At 73.6% G+C, this 14,400-nt stretch carries 14 protein-coding genes; 2 read left to right on the top strand and 12 right to left on the bottom strand.

Translation table 11 applies throughout. The features are described 5' to 3' along the window. Window positions 1-115 precede the first annotated feature (115 nt). The 5 genes from ACFYON_RS10850 to ACFYON_RS10870 are packed head-to-tail and all read right to left on the bottom strand — an operon-like array spanning window position 116 to window position 5,964. Window positions 116-1,723 carry a carboxyl transferase domain-containing protein gene (locus ACFYON_RS10850; protein ID WP_354869005.1) on the bottom strand — a complete coding sequence of 536 codons (1,608 nt, stop codon included), beginning with the start codon at window positions 1,721-1,723 and terminating at the stop codon, window positions 116-118. Continuing rightward, on the bottom strand, window positions 1,720-2,859 hold the full coding sequence (locus ACFYON_RS10855) for an acyl-CoA dehydrogenase family protein (protein WP_354869002.1): 1,140 nt from the start codon (window positions 2,857-2,859) through the stop codon (window positions 1,720-1,722). The genes ACFYON_RS10850 and ACFYON_RS10855 overlap by 4 nt, the downstream gene beginning before the upstream one ends. Then, complete coding sequence (locus ACFYON_RS10860; protein ID WP_355015090.1) at window positions 2,856-4,526, bottom strand: acyclic terpene utilization AtuA family protein; 1,671 nt, start codon at window positions 4,524-4,526, stop codon at window positions 2,856-2,858. Before ACFYON_RS10860 ends, ACFYON_RS10855 begins: the two co-directional genes overlap by 4 nt. Further along, window positions 4,523-5,320, bottom strand: a complete 798-nt coding sequence (locus ACFYON_RS10865) for a TIGR03084 family metal-binding protein (RefSeq protein ID WP_354868997.1) — start codon at window positions 5,318-5,320, stop codon at window positions 4,523-4,525. The genes ACFYON_RS10860 and ACFYON_RS10865 overlap by 4 nt, the downstream gene beginning before the upstream one ends. A gap of 32 nt (window positions 5,321-5,352) precedes the next feature. Beyond that, window positions 5,353-5,964 carry a TetR/AcrR family transcriptional regulator gene (locus tag ACFYON_RS10870; RefSeq protein WP_354868995.1) on the bottom strand — a complete coding sequence of 204 codons (612 nt, stop codon included), beginning with the start codon at window positions 5,962-5,964 and terminating at the stop codon, window positions 5,353-5,355. 135 nt (window positions 5,965-6,099) lie between these two features. Between ACFYON_RS10870 and ACFYON_RS10875 the strand changes: the two genes are divergently transcribed. After that, the gene (locus ACFYON_RS10875) at window positions 6,100-8,139 is read left to right on the top strand and encodes an aminotransferase class I/II-fold pyridoxal phosphate-dependent enzyme (RefSeq protein ID WP_354868992.1); all 2,040 of its coding nucleotides are present in this window, start codon (window positions 6,100-6,102) and stop codon (window positions 8,137-8,139) included. Between the two features lie 14 nt (window positions 8,140-8,153). Here ACFYON_RS10875 and ACFYON_RS10880 read toward each other — a convergent pair whose 3' ends face one another. From ACFYON_RS10880 to ACFYON_RS10910, 7 genes are all read right to left on the bottom strand, one after another. Then, window positions 8,154-8,924 (bottom strand): class I SAM-dependent methyltransferase, encoded by a 771-nt coding sequence (locus tag ACFYON_RS10880; protein ID WP_354868990.1) that lies wholly within the window; start codon window positions 8,922-8,924, stop codon window positions 8,154-8,156. A gap of 4 nt (window positions 8,925-8,928) precedes the next feature. Then, a complete protein-coding gene (locus ACFYON_RS10885) occupies window positions 8,929-10,002 on the bottom strand; it encodes a radical SAM protein (RefSeq protein ID WP_354868987.1) in 1,074 nt (357 codons plus the stop codon). Next, on the bottom strand, window positions 9,999-10,790 hold the full coding sequence (locus ACFYON_RS10890; RefSeq protein WP_354868985.1) for a methyltransferase domain-containing protein: 792 nt from the start codon (window positions 10,788-10,790) through the stop codon (window positions 9,999-10,001). The genes ACFYON_RS10885 and ACFYON_RS10890 overlap by 4 nt, the downstream gene beginning before the upstream one ends. Further along, the gene (locus ACFYON_RS10895) at window positions 10,787-11,281 is read right to left on the bottom strand and encodes a hypothetical protein (RefSeq protein ID WP_354868983.1); all 495 of its coding nucleotides are present in this window, start codon (window positions 11,279-11,281) and stop codon (window positions 10,787-10,789) included. The genes ACFYON_RS10890 and ACFYON_RS10895 overlap by 4 nt, the downstream gene beginning before the upstream one ends. 2 nt (window positions 11,282-11,283) lie before the next feature. Further along, window positions 11,284-11,745: a glycosyltransferase gene (locus tag ACFYON_RS10900; protein WP_354868981.1), complete on the bottom strand. Its 462-nt coding sequence runs from the start codon at window positions 11,743-11,745 to the stop codon at window positions 11,284-11,286. Between the two features lie 81 nt (window positions 11,746-11,826). After that, window positions 11,827-12,570: a metallophosphoesterase family protein gene (locus ACFYON_RS10905; RefSeq protein ID WP_354868979.1), complete on the bottom strand. Its 744-nt coding sequence runs from the start codon at window positions 12,568-12,570 to the stop codon at window positions 11,827-11,829. Window positions 12,571-12,708: 138 nt separating this feature from the next. Continuing rightward, entirely contained in the window at window positions 12,709-13,386 is a 678-nt protein-coding gene (locus tag ACFYON_RS10910) for a Crp/Fnr family transcriptional regulator (protein ID WP_007466162.1), read from the bottom strand. A 220-nt stretch (window positions 13,387-13,606) separates the two neighbouring features. Here ACFYON_RS10910 and ACFYON_RS10915 point away from each other — a divergent pair, with 220 nt between their 5' ends. After that, window positions 13,607-14,308 (top strand): adenosylcobinamide amidohydrolase, encoded by a 702-nt coding sequence (locus ACFYON_RS10915; RefSeq protein ID WP_354868977.1) that lies wholly within the window; start codon window positions 13,607-13,609, stop codon window positions 14,306-14,308. Window positions 14,309-14,400 lie beyond the last annotated feature (92 nt).

Raw genomic sequence — 14,400 nt, forward strand, 5'->3', positions numbered from 1 at the left:
GCCTTTCGTTCGCGACTGCGGGACTCCGCTTCGCTGCGTTCCTCGCGCTCACGGTTGCCTGCCTTTCGTTCGCGACTGCGGGACTCCGCTTCGCTGCGTTCCTCGCGCTCACAGGTCACATCCGGAAGACGCCGAAACCGTCGGCGCCCTTCACCGGTCCGTTGTGGATCGCCGACAGGCACAGCCCGAGGACGGTGCGCGTGTCCCGGGGGTCGATCACCCCGTCGTCGTAGAGCCGCCCGGACAGGAACAGCGCGCCGGACTGCGACTCGATCTGCTGCTCGACCATCATCCGCATGGCGGCGTCGGTGTCCTCGTCGTACTCGCGGCCCCGGGCCGCGGCGGCCTGCCGGGCCACGATGGACAGCACGCCGGCGAGCTGCGCCGGGCCCATCACCGCCGACTTCGCGTTCGGCCAGGTGAACAGGAACCGGGGGTCGTACGCCCGGCCGCACATGCCGTAGTTGCCGGCGCCGTAGGAGGCGCCCAGGTTGACGGTCAGGTGCGGCACCTTCGAGTTCGACACCGCGTTGACCATCATGGCGCCGTGCTTGATGATGCCGCGCTGCTCGTACTCGGTGCCGACCATGTAGCCGGTGGTGTTCTGCAGGAAGACCAGCGGCGTGTCCGCCGCGTTGGCGAGCTGGATGAACTGGGCCGCCTTCTGCGCCTCCTCGCTGAACAGCACGCCCCGGGCGTTCGCCAGCACACCGACCGGGTAGCCGTGCAGCTCCCCCCAGCCGGTGACGAGCGCCGTGCCGTAGCCGGGCTTGAACTCGTCGAACGCGCTGTCGTCGAGCACCCGGGCCAGCACCTCGCGCGGGTCGAACGGCACCTTCAGGTCGGCGCTGGCGATGCCGAGCAGCTCCTCCGGGTCGTACCGGGGTGGCAGCGGGTGCGGGTTGCGCGGCGGCGGGCCGTGCTTGCGCCAGTTCAGCCGGCGGACGCACTGCCGGGCCAGCCGGATGCCGTCGCGCTCGTCCTCGGCGAGGAAGTCGGCCAGGCCGGACGTGGTGGCGTGCATCGCCGCGCCGCCGAGCGACTCGTCGTCGGTGATCTCGCCGGTGGCCATCTTCACCAGCGGTGGCCCGGCCAGGTAGACCTGCGAACGGTCGCGGATCATGATGGTGAAGTCCGACATGCCCGGCACGTACGCGCCACCGGCGGTGGCGTTGCCGAAGACCACGCTCACGGTCGGGATCCGCTGGGCGGACAGCCGGGTCAGGTCACGGAACACCCGGCCGCCGGGAATGAAGATCTCCGCCTGGGTGGGCAGGTCCGCGCCGGCCGACTCGACCAGGTTCACCATCGGCAGCCGGTTGGCCGCCGCGATCTCACCCGCTCGCCGGGTCTTCGCCAGCGACCACGGGTTGATCGCGCCGCCGCGTACCGTCGGGTCGTTCGCCACGATCAGGCACTCGACGCCCTCGACCACGCCGATGCCGACCACGGTGCTGGCGCCGACCGGGAAGTCGGTGCCGAACGCGGCCACCGACGACAGCTCCAGGAACGGGCTGTCCGGGTCGAGCAGCAGCTCGATGCGCTCCCGGGGCAGCAGCTTGCCGCGACCGTGATGTCGGGTCACGTACTTCTCGCCGCCACCGCCCCGGGCCTGGTCGAGCGCCGCCTCCAGTTCGGCCAGGCGCTCCAGCAGCGCCTCCCGGTTGGCGGTGAAGGCGGGCGCGGACGGGTCGATCGTGCTCTGCAGGACAGTCGTGCTCACAGACCCATTCCCTTCGAGATGATCTCGTTCATGATCTCGGTGGTGCCGCCGCCGATGCCGAGCAGACGGGCGTCCCGGTAGTGCCGCTCCACCTCGGCGTCGCGCATGTAGCCGAAGCCGCCGTGCAGTTGCAGTGCGGCGTCGACCACGAAGTCGCACGCGGACACCGCCACGTTCTTCGCGATCGCCACCTCGGTCACCACCGGCTGCCCGGCGGCCACCCGTGCGGCGACCTCGTGCACGTACGCCCGCGCCGCCTCGGTGCGGGAGTGCATCTCGGCCAGTTTGTGCCGGACGACCTGTCGCCCGACGAGCGGACGGCCGAACGTCTGGCGGTCCCGGCACCACTGCAGCGCCAGGTCGACGCAGCGCTGCGCGGTCGCGTACGCCTGGGTGGCGAGCGACAGCCGCTCGTTGGCGAACTGCTGCATGATGGCGAGGAACCCGGTGTCCTCCGGGCCGACCCGGTTCGTCACCGGCACCCGCACGTCCACGAAGGACAGCTCGGCGGTGTCCGAGCAGTGCCAGCCCAGCTTCTCCAGCCGCCGGCCCACAGTGAACCCGGGCGTGCCCTTGTCGATCACGAGCAGGCTGACCGAGCCGGACCCGGGGAAGTCGGTGCAGACCGCCGTGGTGACGAAGTCGGCGCGGACCCCGCTGGTGATGTACGTCTTGGACCCGTTGACGACGTAGTGGTCACCGTCGCGTACCGCGCAGGTGCGGATACCCGCCACGTCGGAGCCGCCGTCCGGCTCGGTGATCGCCAGCGCGCCGATCATCGTCCCGGCCAGCGCGGGCCGCACGTACCTGTCGATCAGCCTCTCGTCCTGGGTCCCCACCATGTGCGGCAGCGCGATGCCGTGCGTGAACAGCGCGGCGACCAGCCCCGACGATCCACCCGAGCGGATGATCTCCTCGGTGACCACCATCGAGTCGAGCAGGTCGCCGCCGCTGCCGCCGACCGACTCCGGGAAGCCGATGCCGAGCAGGCCGATCTTCGCGGCAGTCTCGTGCAGCGACCGGGGCACCTCGCCCGCCCGCTCCCAGTCGGACAGATGCGGCAGCACCTCCCGGGTGACGAACGAGCGGGTCAGCTCGCGCAGTTGCCGGCGTTCCGGCGTGTCCGCGATGGTCATGCGGGTGCCTCCGTCGGTAGATCGACCACCCGGGAGCGCAGCAGCTCCCCGAGGGCCTTGGCCTGGGGGTCGAACCGGGTGGAGGCGGCCACGCCCTGACCGAGCAGCCCGCGGATCACGAAGTTGACAGCACGCAGGTTCGGCAGCTCGTACCGCTCGACGGTGAGCGCGGCGGTCTCCGGCAGCAGCTCGGCCAGCCGCTCCACGGTGAGCCAGTCGCGCAGCCAGGGCCAGGTCGCGTCGGTACGTGCCCAGACGCCCAGGTTCGCGTCGCCGCCCTTGTCGCCCGACCGCGCGCCGACCAGCTCACCCAGCGGCCCGCGCCGGGTGGCGGCCGGAGCCGGTACGGCATCGGTCGCTCGCGCCGGCGCCCCGGCCGGCGTCCCCGTGACGGCCGGCGGCGGGATCGTCACCCGCTCGCCGGACGGAAGCACCGCGACGTGCTCGACAGCGTCCTGCGCGATCGTGTCGGCGGTGAACACGCCGTACGGCGTCGCGTCGCCGGGCAGCGTGGTGAGCGTGCAGCCCGGGTAGGAGGCCAGCGCCAGCTCCACCGCGGCCGCCGAGAACGCCCGCCCGGCCCGCGACTTGTCCCAGTCCCGCATGTGTACGTGCAGCAGCGCGCTCGCCGCCTCGGTGTCGCCGGTGTCCGGGTGGTCGGTGCGGGCCAGCGTGAACTCCAGTCCTTCCGTGCCGACCGACTCCTCGATCTGGCCCCGGACCAGCGCCGCCTTGGCCGGGATGTCCAGCCCGCACAGCACGAACGTCATCGAGTTGCGGAAACCGCCCAGGTTGTTGACGCCCACCTTGAGGGTGTCCGGCGGCGGCGTGCCGCGTACCCCGGACACGCGCACCCGGTCCGGGCCCTCCTGCTCCAGCCGTACCGTGTCCAGCCGGGTCACCACGTCCGGCCCGAGGTAGTCCGGCCCGCCCACCTCGTACAACAGTTGGGCGGTGACCGTCTCGACTGTCACCGCGCCGCCGGTGCCCTGGTGCTTGGTGAGCACCGACGAGCCGTCCGGGTGCAGCTCGGCGATCGGGAAGCCGGGCCGGTGCCCGCCGTCCGGCAGCTCGGTGAAGAAGCTGAAGTTGCCGCCGGTGACCTGCGCGCCGCACTCGATCAGGTGCCCGGCCACCGTCGCACCGGCCAGTGCGTCCACGTCGTCGCGGGTCCACCCGAAGCGGGCGATCGCCGGGCCGACCGCCAGTGAGGCGTCGGTGACCCGTCCGGTCACCACCACGTCCGCGCCCGCGTCGAGGCAGGCCGCGATCCCGAACGCGCCCAGGTAGGCGTTCGCGGTCAGCGCGTCCGGCCGCTGGATCGCGTCACCGTCGACGTACCCGACCCGGACCTGGAGGCTGAGCCGGTCGCCGAGCGACCGGATCGCGTCGGCCAGCCCGGCCGGGTTGAGGCCGCCCGCGTTGGTGACGAGCGTGACGCCGCGCTCCAGCGCGGTGCCGAGCACGTCCTCCAGTTGACGCAGGAACGTCTTGGCGTAGCCGAGCGACGGGTCGCGCATCCGGTCGCGGCCGAGGATGAGCATGGTCAGCTCGGCCAGGTAGTCGCCGGTCAGCACGTCCAGCTCGCCGCCGTCGAGCATCTCCCGCCAGGCGGCGAGGCGGTCGCCGTAGAAGCCGGACGCGTTCCCGATCCGCAGCGCGCTCACGGGGCCGCCTCGCGGTTCACGGACTCCCGCTTGCCGCCGGGCGGGCCGGCGAACGCCTGGGCCACGTCCAGCCACTCGCCGGCCACCGGCCCGGTGGCCGACAGGGCCAGGTCCGCGCGGTGCCGGCGCTGCGTGACGAGCAGGCAGAAGTCGAGCGCCGGGCCGGTCACCCGGTCGGCCGCGTCGGCGGGCCCGAACTCCCACACGTCACCGCCCGTGGGGGCGGTCAGCTCGACCCGCACCGGCGCCGTGGGCACCTCGCGGCCGTGGGCTGCGAAGCCGTGCCCGAGGGTACGGAAGCCGAGGTGCGCGATGTGCCGGAGCCGCCCGGTCGGGGTGCGGACGACACCCAGCGCGTCGGCCACGTCCTCGCCGTGCGCCCACGTCTCCATCAGCCGGGCGGTCGCCATCGACGTCGGCGACATGCTGGTGCCGTACCAGGGGATCTTCTGCCCGGCCGGGACGGCGGCGAGCGCTCCGGCGAGCGCCGACCGGCCGGCACGCCAGCGGGCCAGCAGCGCGGGCGCCGGGGCGAGGAAGGACTCGGCGCCGTCCTCGACCAGACGCGACGGGTCCGGCGCGGCCATGACCGAGGCGAAGAACGCCGACTCATCGGTGGCCGCCAGGTAGGCGACGTGGTCGGTCCAGGCCAGGTGCGCGATCTGGTGCGCGACGGTCCAGCCCGGGGCCGGTGTCGGCTGCTCCCATCCCTGCGGCGGCAGTTCCGCGACGAGCGCGTCGAGCTGTTCGGACTCGGCGGCCAGGTCCGCGAGCAGGGCTGTCAGGTCGACCATTGTGCCTCCGGGCGGGGTGGGGCGTCAGGTGATCAGGGCCGCTGGCTCTCGGGGTTGAGCAGCGCGGCGAGCTGGCGTTTCCAGGTGTGCAGCAGGGCGGCGCGGCGGGGTGAGTCGTCGCTGAGCAGGTTTGCCACGCCGAGGCCGCGAAGCAGGTCGAGGGTGGCCTGCACCGACTCGCGCACCCCGGGCCTGCGCTCGTCCACGCCGAGCAGCTCGACGGTGAGCCGGTACATCTCCCGGCCGATCCGCGCCTCCAGCGGCACCAGCGCGGCGCGCAGCTCGGCGTCGGTGCGGGCAGCCACCCACAGCTCCAGCGCGGCAGCGAACAGCGGGCCGGTGAAGGAGGCGGCGAGCAGGTCCACCACTCCGTCGAGCCGCTGCGGTCCGGACGGCAGGACCGCCGCCTCGGCGCGCAGCTCGGCCGCCCGGCGCTCGGTCAGGTGCGTGACGGCGGCGGTCACCAGCGCGGCCTTGGTGGGGTAGTGGTGCAGCTGGGCGCCCCGGGAGACGCCGGCGCGGGCCGCCACCACAGTCGTCGTGGTGCCGGACCAGCCGTGCTCCACCAGGCATTCGACAGTCGCCTCCAGCAGGCGGGCCTGGGTGGCCCGGCTGCGTTCCTGCTGCGGAACTCGACTCGACACGCAGACAGCCTGCCCCGCCCAAAACAAACAGTCAAGCCTGACTTTTTCTGACGCGCCGACGTCGACCCCGGACCGCTATCCGACACCTCCGCGCGGCCGTCCGCGATATCGTGCTGGATCACGGGGAGGCACAACATGAATGAATTTGTGCTCGTCGGTGGGGCAGGTTTCCTGGGCACGGCTACCGCCGGGGCGCTGCTGGCCGTCGGCGCGCGGGTCACCACCGTGGACCGTCATCCGCCCGCCGAGGCGAACACCGCCGCCGGCCTCGACTGGATCAGGGCGGACCTGCTCACCGCCGACCCACCCGAATTGCCGCCCGGCATCGTCGTGGTGCTGCTCGGCGCGAGCCACCCCCGGCCCCGCCACCCCTGGACACTGCCGCTGGACAACGCCGTCAGCACCGCCCGGCTCCTGCCCCGCCTGGCCGGACGCCAGGTGGTGCTCACCTCATCCGTCGAGGTCTACGGCGCCGCGTCCGGCCCGCTCACCGAGGACACCACGCCCGACCTGCCGTGGTCCGCCGGGGAACTCGACCGCTGGTGCGCCCGCGTGCGCGACCTGGCCCGGGAACCCTGCCCGCCGTGGCGGGCCGCGCCACTGGCCCGGGCGATGGCCGACGCCGACCCCACCCTCCGGTGGACGTACGCGATGGCGAAGCTCGCGCAGGAACGACTCGTCGCGGACGCGGTCCCGCCCGACCGGCTGACCGTGCTCCGGCTCGCGAACGTCTTCGGCGCGGGCCAACACCGGGTGGCCACCCGACTGGTCCGCCGAGCCCGCCAGGGACTGCCGCTGCCGGTCACCGCGGACACCGTACGCAGCTTCCTGCCCGCCGGCGCCCTCGCCCGGATCCTCCTACGCGGGATCGGCCCCGGCACATGGAACGTGGGCGGGGAACCGGTGCCACTGACCGACCTCGCCACCTGGATCCGGGACCTGTGCGGTTCGTCGGCACCGCTGCTGGCCATGCCGCGCCCGGCGTCGGACAGCTCCGGCCTGGTGGTCACCGACAAGCTGACCGCCGCCGGCCACCGGGTCGAGCCGCTCCGCCCGGCCCTGGCGAAGCTGGTGGCCGAGGTCGACGACGACCCGACACCCCTGTTCCGGCCGCCGCTGCCGGTCGTCGTGCCACCCCCGCCGGCCCACCCCGAGACGGTCGTCGCCCGCCAGCAGGAGGCGCTCGTCAGCGGGGAGGTCAAGCACGGCAACCGGTGGACGCGCGAGCTGACCGAACGCCTCGGCAAGGAGCTGCAACTCGACGACGACCACCGGGTGCTGGTCACCGCCTCGGGGACCGCCGCCCTGCGGATCATGGTGGCCGCCACCGTCGGCCCGGCCCGCCCCGGCGACGTGGCGGTGCTGCCGTCCTACACCTTCCCGGCGACCGCCGAGATCCTGGTCCAACTCGGATACACGCTGCGCCTCGTCGACGTGGACGCCGCGACCTGGACGATCGACCCCGTGGCTGTCGCCGCCGCGATCGCCCGGGGCGGCGTACGGCTGGTGCTCTGCGTCGACACCTTCGGCAACCCGTGCGACTATCCGGCCCTGCGGGCGGTCTGCGACCCCGCCGGGGTGACCCTGCTGGCCGACTCCGCCGCCGCCCTCGGCAGCCTGCACCAGGGGCGACCGGTGGCACAGCAGGCGTTGTCGCACTCGTACTCGATGAGCTTTGCCAAGGTCGTGTCGGCCGGTGGCGCCGGCGGCGCGCTGGTGCTGCCCACCGACGCCGCCGAGGCGGTCCTCGCCGCACCGGCCGGCTGGACCCGCTCCGAGCTGATGAACGAACTGCACGCCATCGTCGCGGTCGACCAGCTCGCGGAGCTGGACACGCTGGTCCGGTGCCGGACCGAGGTGGCCGAGGTCTACGCCGCCGCCGCGGCCGCCCTGCCCGTGGAGGTCCAGCAGGTACGCGCCGGGGACCGGCACTGCTGGGTGCACTGGGTGGCCCGCTTCGCCCGGCGCGACCGCGTGGCGACGCGGCTGGCCGCCCTCGGTGTGCAGACCAAGCCCTACTTCGCGGCCGTGCACGGCGGTCCGCTCGGCGGCGGTGAGCGCCTACCGGTGACCGAACGGCTGGACGCTGAGGCGCTGGCCCTGCCGATGTCCTCGGAACTCACTGTGGAACAGGCGGAACGGGTCGTCGCGGCGCTCCGCCGCTGCCTGGACTGAACCGGGGCGGGCGGTCAACCCGGAACGCGGCGGCCGGTCACCAGGAGTTGCTTGCCGGCGTCGGCGAGAACCGGGTCGTCGCCCAGCCGTCGCTCCAGCGCCAGCAGCGCGTCCCGGTCGGTGGCCAGCCGTGCGGTCAACCCGGCCCGCCCCACCGAAGCGGCGCTGACCAGCAGCCCGGCGCTGTGGACGTCCACCAGGCCGGCGGCGCGGAACGCGGCCTCCAGCCGGGCCCGGTCCAGCAGGTGCAGGTCGGCGGCGTGCCCCTCGGCGCGCCACACACCCCGCCGGCGGGTCAGCCGGTCCACCGCCTCGTCGTCCCGGCCCGCGCCGACCAGTTCGAGGACCAGGCCCACCAGCGAGTCGACAAGCACGGCCAGCACCCCGCCCGGACGCAGCCACCCGGCCAGGTGCCGGACCGTCCGCTCGGGGTCGGCTGTGTACTGCAGGGAGCCCATCGCCAGCACCGCGCCGGCCGTAGCCGGCAGCGTCACCTCCGTCATCGACCCCTCGACCAGGGTGAAGCCGGAACCGGGCGGATGCCGGCGCAGCTCGGCCACCATCCCCGGCGCCTGTTCGACGCCGGTCACCGGATGGCCGAGGTCGAGCAGCCGCCGCGCCCACCGGCCCACGCCGCAACCGGCGTCCACCACCGGAGCGCCCGGCGGCAGCAGCGCCCGGACGCGCTCCCACGCCAGGTCGTCGTAGGCACGCCGGTGCGGCACCGCGAAATGCTCCTCGTAGCCGGGCGCCAGCGCGTCGTACAGCGGCTGGCTCGGGCGCATCGGCTCAGACAAGACTGCGCCGCCCTCGCAGCCACTGCCGGTCGGCCAGGTAGGTGCCCGGTCGCCAGCGCAGGTTGAGGCTGTAGTTGCTGCCGCAGCCGACACACTCCTTGCGGAACAGCCGCGCGTGCTCGGCACGGTATTCCGGCGCGTCGACGATCTCGGCGATCGGGCGCTGCCGGACCGAGGCGGTCGGGTCGTGCGCCCAGCAGCCGCCGATCTCCCCCCGGGAGTGCACCATCAACTTGAGCTGCGACTCGGCGCACGGCAGGTCGCGCTGGACGAGGTCGTCGAAGTGCCCACGCAGGTAACGCAGCTCCGAATAACGTGGCAACCACCGCCGGTCGGCCCGGGCCATCGTCTCCAGCTCGGCCAGCGCCGCGTCGAGCCGGTCGCCTTCCACATCGGTCTGGGTGGTGACCGCGTCGGTGCGGAACAGGAACGTCCGGTCGGTGACCAGGTTGAGATAGAGCGTCACGCCCAGCTCCTGGGCCAACGCCGCGATGCCGGGCAGGCTGTCCACGTTGTCCCGCATCACGGTGAAGTTCATCCGTACCTTCAGACCGAGCCGGTCACGGGCGGCGATCAGGTTCCGCAGGTGCCGGGTCGTCGTCTCGAACGCGCCGAGTCGCCCGCGGATGCGGTCGTGCACCAACGCCGTCGGGCCGTCGACGGAGACGTTGAAGCTGCGTACGCCCGCGGCGAGCACCTCGTCCAGAACGGGCGGGGTGAGGCGGACGCCGTTCGTGTTCAGATGCAGGTGGCGTACGCCCACCTCGCGGGCGTACGCCATCAGGGTCAGCGCGTCCGGCCGGATCAGCGGCTCGCCGCCGGTGAAGTTCACCTTGTGGATGCGCAGCGCGACGAGCTGACGCAGGACGTCGCGCCACTCGTCGGTGGAAAGTTCACCCTTGGTGTTCGTGGTCCAGCAGCCGCAGCTCGTGCAGCGCAGGTTGCAGTTGTCGGTGAGGAACAGCTCGGCGACCAGCGGCCGTACGTGCAGCCGGGGCGCGATCCGTTCCTTGACGGCGAGCCGGCCGAAGAACCAGGCGAGGCGGGCGGTGTCGGCGACGGTCACGGCAGTCTCCGGGCGATGACGAAGAGGTTGGCCGAGCGGAACAGCCGGCCGTCGAGATGGATGCCGCGCTCCAGCAGTCGGCGCACCGGGCCGCCGGTGAGCAGCGCCGGGATCTGCAACCACCGCCAGAAGAGGTTGGCGCCGGTCACCGTGGTCGGGGTGAAACCCGTCGCGCGCAGCAGCCGGAGCAGGTCTTCACTGCGGTAGTTGGTGTGCCGGTCCCGGCCGACCGACATGTCGCCGCGCAGGTTGTCGGAGAGGTCGGCGAACCGGCTGTGCCACACCTGGGACCCGAACCGCCACGAGTAGATCCGGCGGTGCAGCCGGGGGAAGTCGAACTTGGCGTTGTCGGGATCGAGGAAGGTGAAGACGTGCCGGCGGGGCACGGTGAGCACCAGCAGCCCACCGGGGGTGAGCACCCGGTGGGCCTCGGTCAGCAACGCGATCTCGTCGGGGACGTGTTCCAGCACGTCGAGCAGGCTCAGCGAGTCGAAGCGGCGGTCGGCGAACGGCAGCGGCTCGCCGACCCCGAGCCGGTACAGCGGCAGATCCGGGTGGCGGGCCGCCAGCTCGGCGAGGTAACCCGGGTGCGGGTCGGCGCCCTCGCAGGTCAGGGTGCCGTGTTCGTGCAGCACGGCGAGGAAGTCTCCGGTGCCGCAGCCCAGGTCGAGGTGCCGGCCGGTGCGGCCGGACAGCGCTGCCCAGGCGAACGCGTACCGACGCAGCGGGTGGGCGGCGAACGGTTGGACAGCACCCGCCCGGCGCGTCGCCTCGTCGGCCCGGCTCATCGGACCAGCCGGGCGCAGAGCGCGTCCAGGGTGGCGGCCAGGCGTTCGCCGTCGACCGGGCCCGGCAACGGGCGTTCCGCGAGCAACAGGTGTTGCCGCTGCGGGTGCGCGGCCACCACGGCCGGCAGCTCGGCCACGTCCCACACCGCTACCACCCGGCCCGAGCGTTCCTCCTCGCGCAGGTAGTCGACCTGGTGGTCGTTGCCCATCTCGCCCCGTGCCGCCTCCCGGGCCACCGCGACCGGCACCCGGCCGAGCCGCTGGACCAGCCGCACCGTGTTCCCGGCATGGGTGATCACCACGTCGGCCTCGGCCAGCCGCCTCCGCAGGTCGTCCAGGGGCAGGAACGGGGCGTGCGGACACGGCGGGGCCACCGCCGACGTGCCGGTCTGGACGAACACCTCGTGCGCGGCACACAGCGGCGCGACAGCCCTGATCAGGCGGTCGAACGGCCATGGACCCATGCCGACGGTGACCAGGAGTCGGGCCATGGCTAGTAGAGCTCTCCGATGAGGACCGCGCGGGGCCGGGACGCCAGCAGGGCGGGACGCTGCACCAGCACGGCGGCGGCGAGGCGGGAGCAGAGCCGGGCGGCGGCTCCGGCGGGCCCGGTCATGTTGAACGTCTCCAGCCACAGCGACGGCACCCCGAGCAGGCGGGCGGCGAGGAAGACGCCGACGGCCACGCCGGTGCCGGCCGAGACCACCACGTCGGGTCGCTCCCGGCGCAGCAGTCGCAGGGCCCGCCAGGCCGCCGGCAGCACCCGCCACCGGGTGCGCGTGGACAGCTCGGGCTGCCAGTGCACCCGCTGCCCGGTCAGCGCCACCTCGGTGTCGGGGGCGCGGACCGCCACCCACACCGGGTCGTGCCGCTCCCACCACGGGCGGAGCGCGAGCAGGTCGAGCAGGACGCCGCCGCTGCTTGAGACGAGGAGGATCCGATACCGCCGGTCCATCACCTCACGCTATCCCAGCGTCGCGGATGGCGATGCCCCGCTCCAGACTGGACGGTGGATCCCCCCCCCGGAGGGCTCGGGTCAACGGCCGTCCCGTGGAGCGAAGACGGTCAGGGCGTCGGCGTCGGAGTGGCGGGAGCGGACGTACTCGTCGGCCCAGGCCGCGGCGTCCGGAAACGCCGACCCGGCGGCGACGGCGGCGCACGCGGCGTCCACGTCGAAGCGGGTCCGGCGCAGCTGCACGCCCGGGCCGAGCAGCGCCCACCAGGCGCCCGCGCCCCCGTACGGCATGCCGACGCTGCCCGGGTTGACCACCAGGCGGCGGTCGACCAACCGGGTGAACGGCATGTGCGTGTGCCCGCAGACCACCGTGCCGACCTCGGCCGGCAGGCCGGCGAAGACCTCGGCCCAGCGGTCGAGCCGCGAGTCGACGAGCACGACCTCCTCGTCGTCGCGCGGGGTCGCGTGGCAGAACAGCACCTCGCCCAGCCCGGTGACCGGCACCGTGACGGACGGCGGCAGCGCGGCCAGCCGGGCCACCTGGTCGTCGCGCAGCTGCCCGGCGGCCCAGTTCGAGACGGCGATCGGGGACGGCCGGCCGGCCCGCGCCTGCACCAGCTCGCGGTCGGCGTTCCCGCCGACCCAGCACGCCCGGTCGCCGAGCGCGGCCAGCCGGTCCAGCACCTCGACCGGCTGCGGACCGGCCGCCAGGTCGCCGGTGAGGACGATCAGGTCGGCGGCGGCCACGTCCGGCTCGGCCAGGACGGCGTCCAGGGCGGGCAGCACACCGTGGATGTCGGAGAGCACGGCGACACGATCAGGCATTGTCCGAGCCTCATGCCGGACTACCGCGAAGTCCAGCGATTCTGCGCCGGGCAGAGCCGACCGGGACGGTCCTCGGCGCAGACGGCACCGGCCCGGTCCGCGCGGAGGCGGGCCGGGCCGGGGAAGCGGATGTGGAGGTCAGACCCGCGCGCGGCGGGCCAGGCGCTCCGGGTCGAGGATGATGATGCTCTTGCCGTCCAGCCGCAGCCAGCCGCGCGAGGCGAAGTCGGCCAGCGCCTTGTTGACGGTCTCCCGGGAGGCGCCGACGAGCTGGGCGATCTCCTCCTGGGTGAGGTCGTGCGTCACGCGCAGCACGCCGCCGTCGCGGGTGCCGAACCGGCCGGCCATCTGGAGCAGGTTCTTGGCCACCCGGCCGGGCACGTCGGTGAAGATCAGGTCGGCGAGCGAGTCGTTGGTCCGGCGCAGCCGGCGGGCCAGCACCCGCAGCAGCTGCTCGGCGATCTCGGGCCGGTTGTTCAGCCACGGCCGCAGCGCCTGCTTGCGCAGCCGGACCAGGCGGGTGTCGGTGACCGCCGTGGCCGTCGCCGTACGCGGACCGGGGTCGAACAGCGACAGCTCGCCCACCATGTCCGACGGGCCCATCACGGCGATCAGGTTCTGTCGGCCGTCCGCCGCGCGGCGACCCACCTTGATCTTGCCGGACAGGAGGATGTAGAGACTGTCGCCGGGTTCGCCCTCGTTGAAGACGATTTCGCCCTTGCGGACCTCGATCGTCTCCATCTCCTTGGCGAGCGCCTCGGCAGCCTCCGGGTCGACACCCTGGAAGATCCCGCTGCGGGCCAGTACCTCGTCCATCGCGCACCTCCGCCTGCGCGTGCCGTCCGTCGGCCGGGTCCGCCGTCCGCTGATCCCCTCGCGCGCCGCCAGTCTAGGCGCACATGAGGAGGAATCAGAGGCGCACCCCTGGAATCTTGATCGTTGGGCGTAACCCGCCGGACGTGGTGAGCAGCTAAGATCCCGCGCTCGGCCCGGCCCGGCGCCACCCGTTCCCACCTGTGATCGTAGGGTGACCGGCGTGCTGTGTGAGCCTTTCCTGACCAGCCGGTCCGAGACCGGGTGGGACATCCCGCTGCTGGTGTGGCGGGCCGAGAGGCCGCTGCTGGCGGTCGGCTCCGCGCCGCTGGGCGGGGGGATCGGCGTCCGCGGGTGGGTGCTGAACGCGACCGTGCCGATGTCGTACGACCGGGACGACCCCGCCGCCCATCTGGCCGAGCTGGCGGACGGCCTGGACCTGGACGGCCCCGGCGTGGGACTGCTGACCGGCGTGGACGTGACCGAGGTGGTGCGCCGCACGGACGGCGGCGTCCGGGTCTGGGCGACGGTGGGCCTGGGCACGCCGGTCTGGGCCGCCGCACCCGAGCCGGCGCCCGCCCAGCCGGCCCCGCAAGCCGCATCCGAGCCGGCCCGGCCCGTGCAGCACGTCGGCACCGTCAACATCGTCGCGTACGTGCCGGTGCGGCTGAGCGACGCCGCTCTGGTGAACGCCGTGGCCACCGCCACCGAGGCGAAGGCGCAGGCGATCTGGGAACTGGGACTGCCGGCCACCGGCACCCCCACCGACGCGGTGACGGTGCTCTGTCCGGCCGACGGCGATCCGGCGGCGTACGGCGGTCCCCGTTCGGCCTGGGGCGCGCCGCTGGCCCGGGCCGTGCACGCCGCCGTGCGCTCCGGCGGCGCCGGGACCGTGGTGCCGTGGTCCGACCGGCGGGCGGGCTGAGGTGCGCCGGCGATACCCGGCGCGGCGGGTTTTCCGACCGATCGGCCCTCGTCGCCGCGTTCCGGGGACGGTAGCGTCGCCGACGATGTACG

Source organism: Micromonospora sp. NPDC005686 (assembly GCF_042871665.1).
In the GTDB taxonomy this organism is placed as follows: Bacteria; Actinomycetota; Actinomycetes; order Mycobacteriales; family Micromonosporaceae; genus Micromonospora.

Bases quoted from the DNA above. Each gene is read 5' to 3' on its own strand.
- ACFYON_RS10855 (WP_354869002.1), bottom strand. From the start codon at position 2,859: ATGACCATCGCGGACACGCCGGAACGCCGGCAACTGCGCGAGCTGACC.
- ACFYON_RS10865 (WP_354868997.1), bottom strand. From the start codon at position 5,320: ATGGTCGACCTGACAGCCCTGCTCGCGGACCTGGCCGCCGAGTCCGAA.
- ACFYON_RS10875 (WP_354868992.1), top strand. From the start codon at position 6,100: ATGAATGAATTTGTGCTCGTCGGTGGGGCAGGTTTCCTGGGCACGGCT.
- ACFYON_RS10880 (WP_354868990.1), bottom strand. From the start codon at position 8,924: ATGCGCCCGAGCCAGCCGCTGTACGACGCGCTGGCGCCCGGCTACGAG.
- ACFYON_RS10890 (WP_354868985.1), bottom strand. From the start codon at position 10,790: ATGAGCCGGGCCGACGAGGCGACGCGCCGGGCGGGTGCTGTCCAACCG.
- ACFYON_RS10895 (WP_354868983.1), bottom strand. From the start codon at position 11,281: ATGGCCCGACTCCTGGTCACCGTCGGCATGGGTCCATGGCCGTTCGAC.
- ACFYON_RS10900 (WP_354868981.1), bottom strand. From the start codon at position 11,745: ATGGACCGGCGGTATCGGATCCTCCTCGTCTCAAGCAGCGGCGGCGTC.
- ACFYON_RS10905 (WP_354868979.1), bottom strand. From the start codon at position 12,570: ATGCCTGATCGTGTCGCCGTGCTCTCCGACATCCACGGTGTGCTGCCC.
- ACFYON_RS10910 (WP_007466162.1), bottom strand. From the start codon at position 13,386: ATGGACGAGGTACTGGCCCGCAGCGGGATCTTCCAGGGTGTCGACCCG.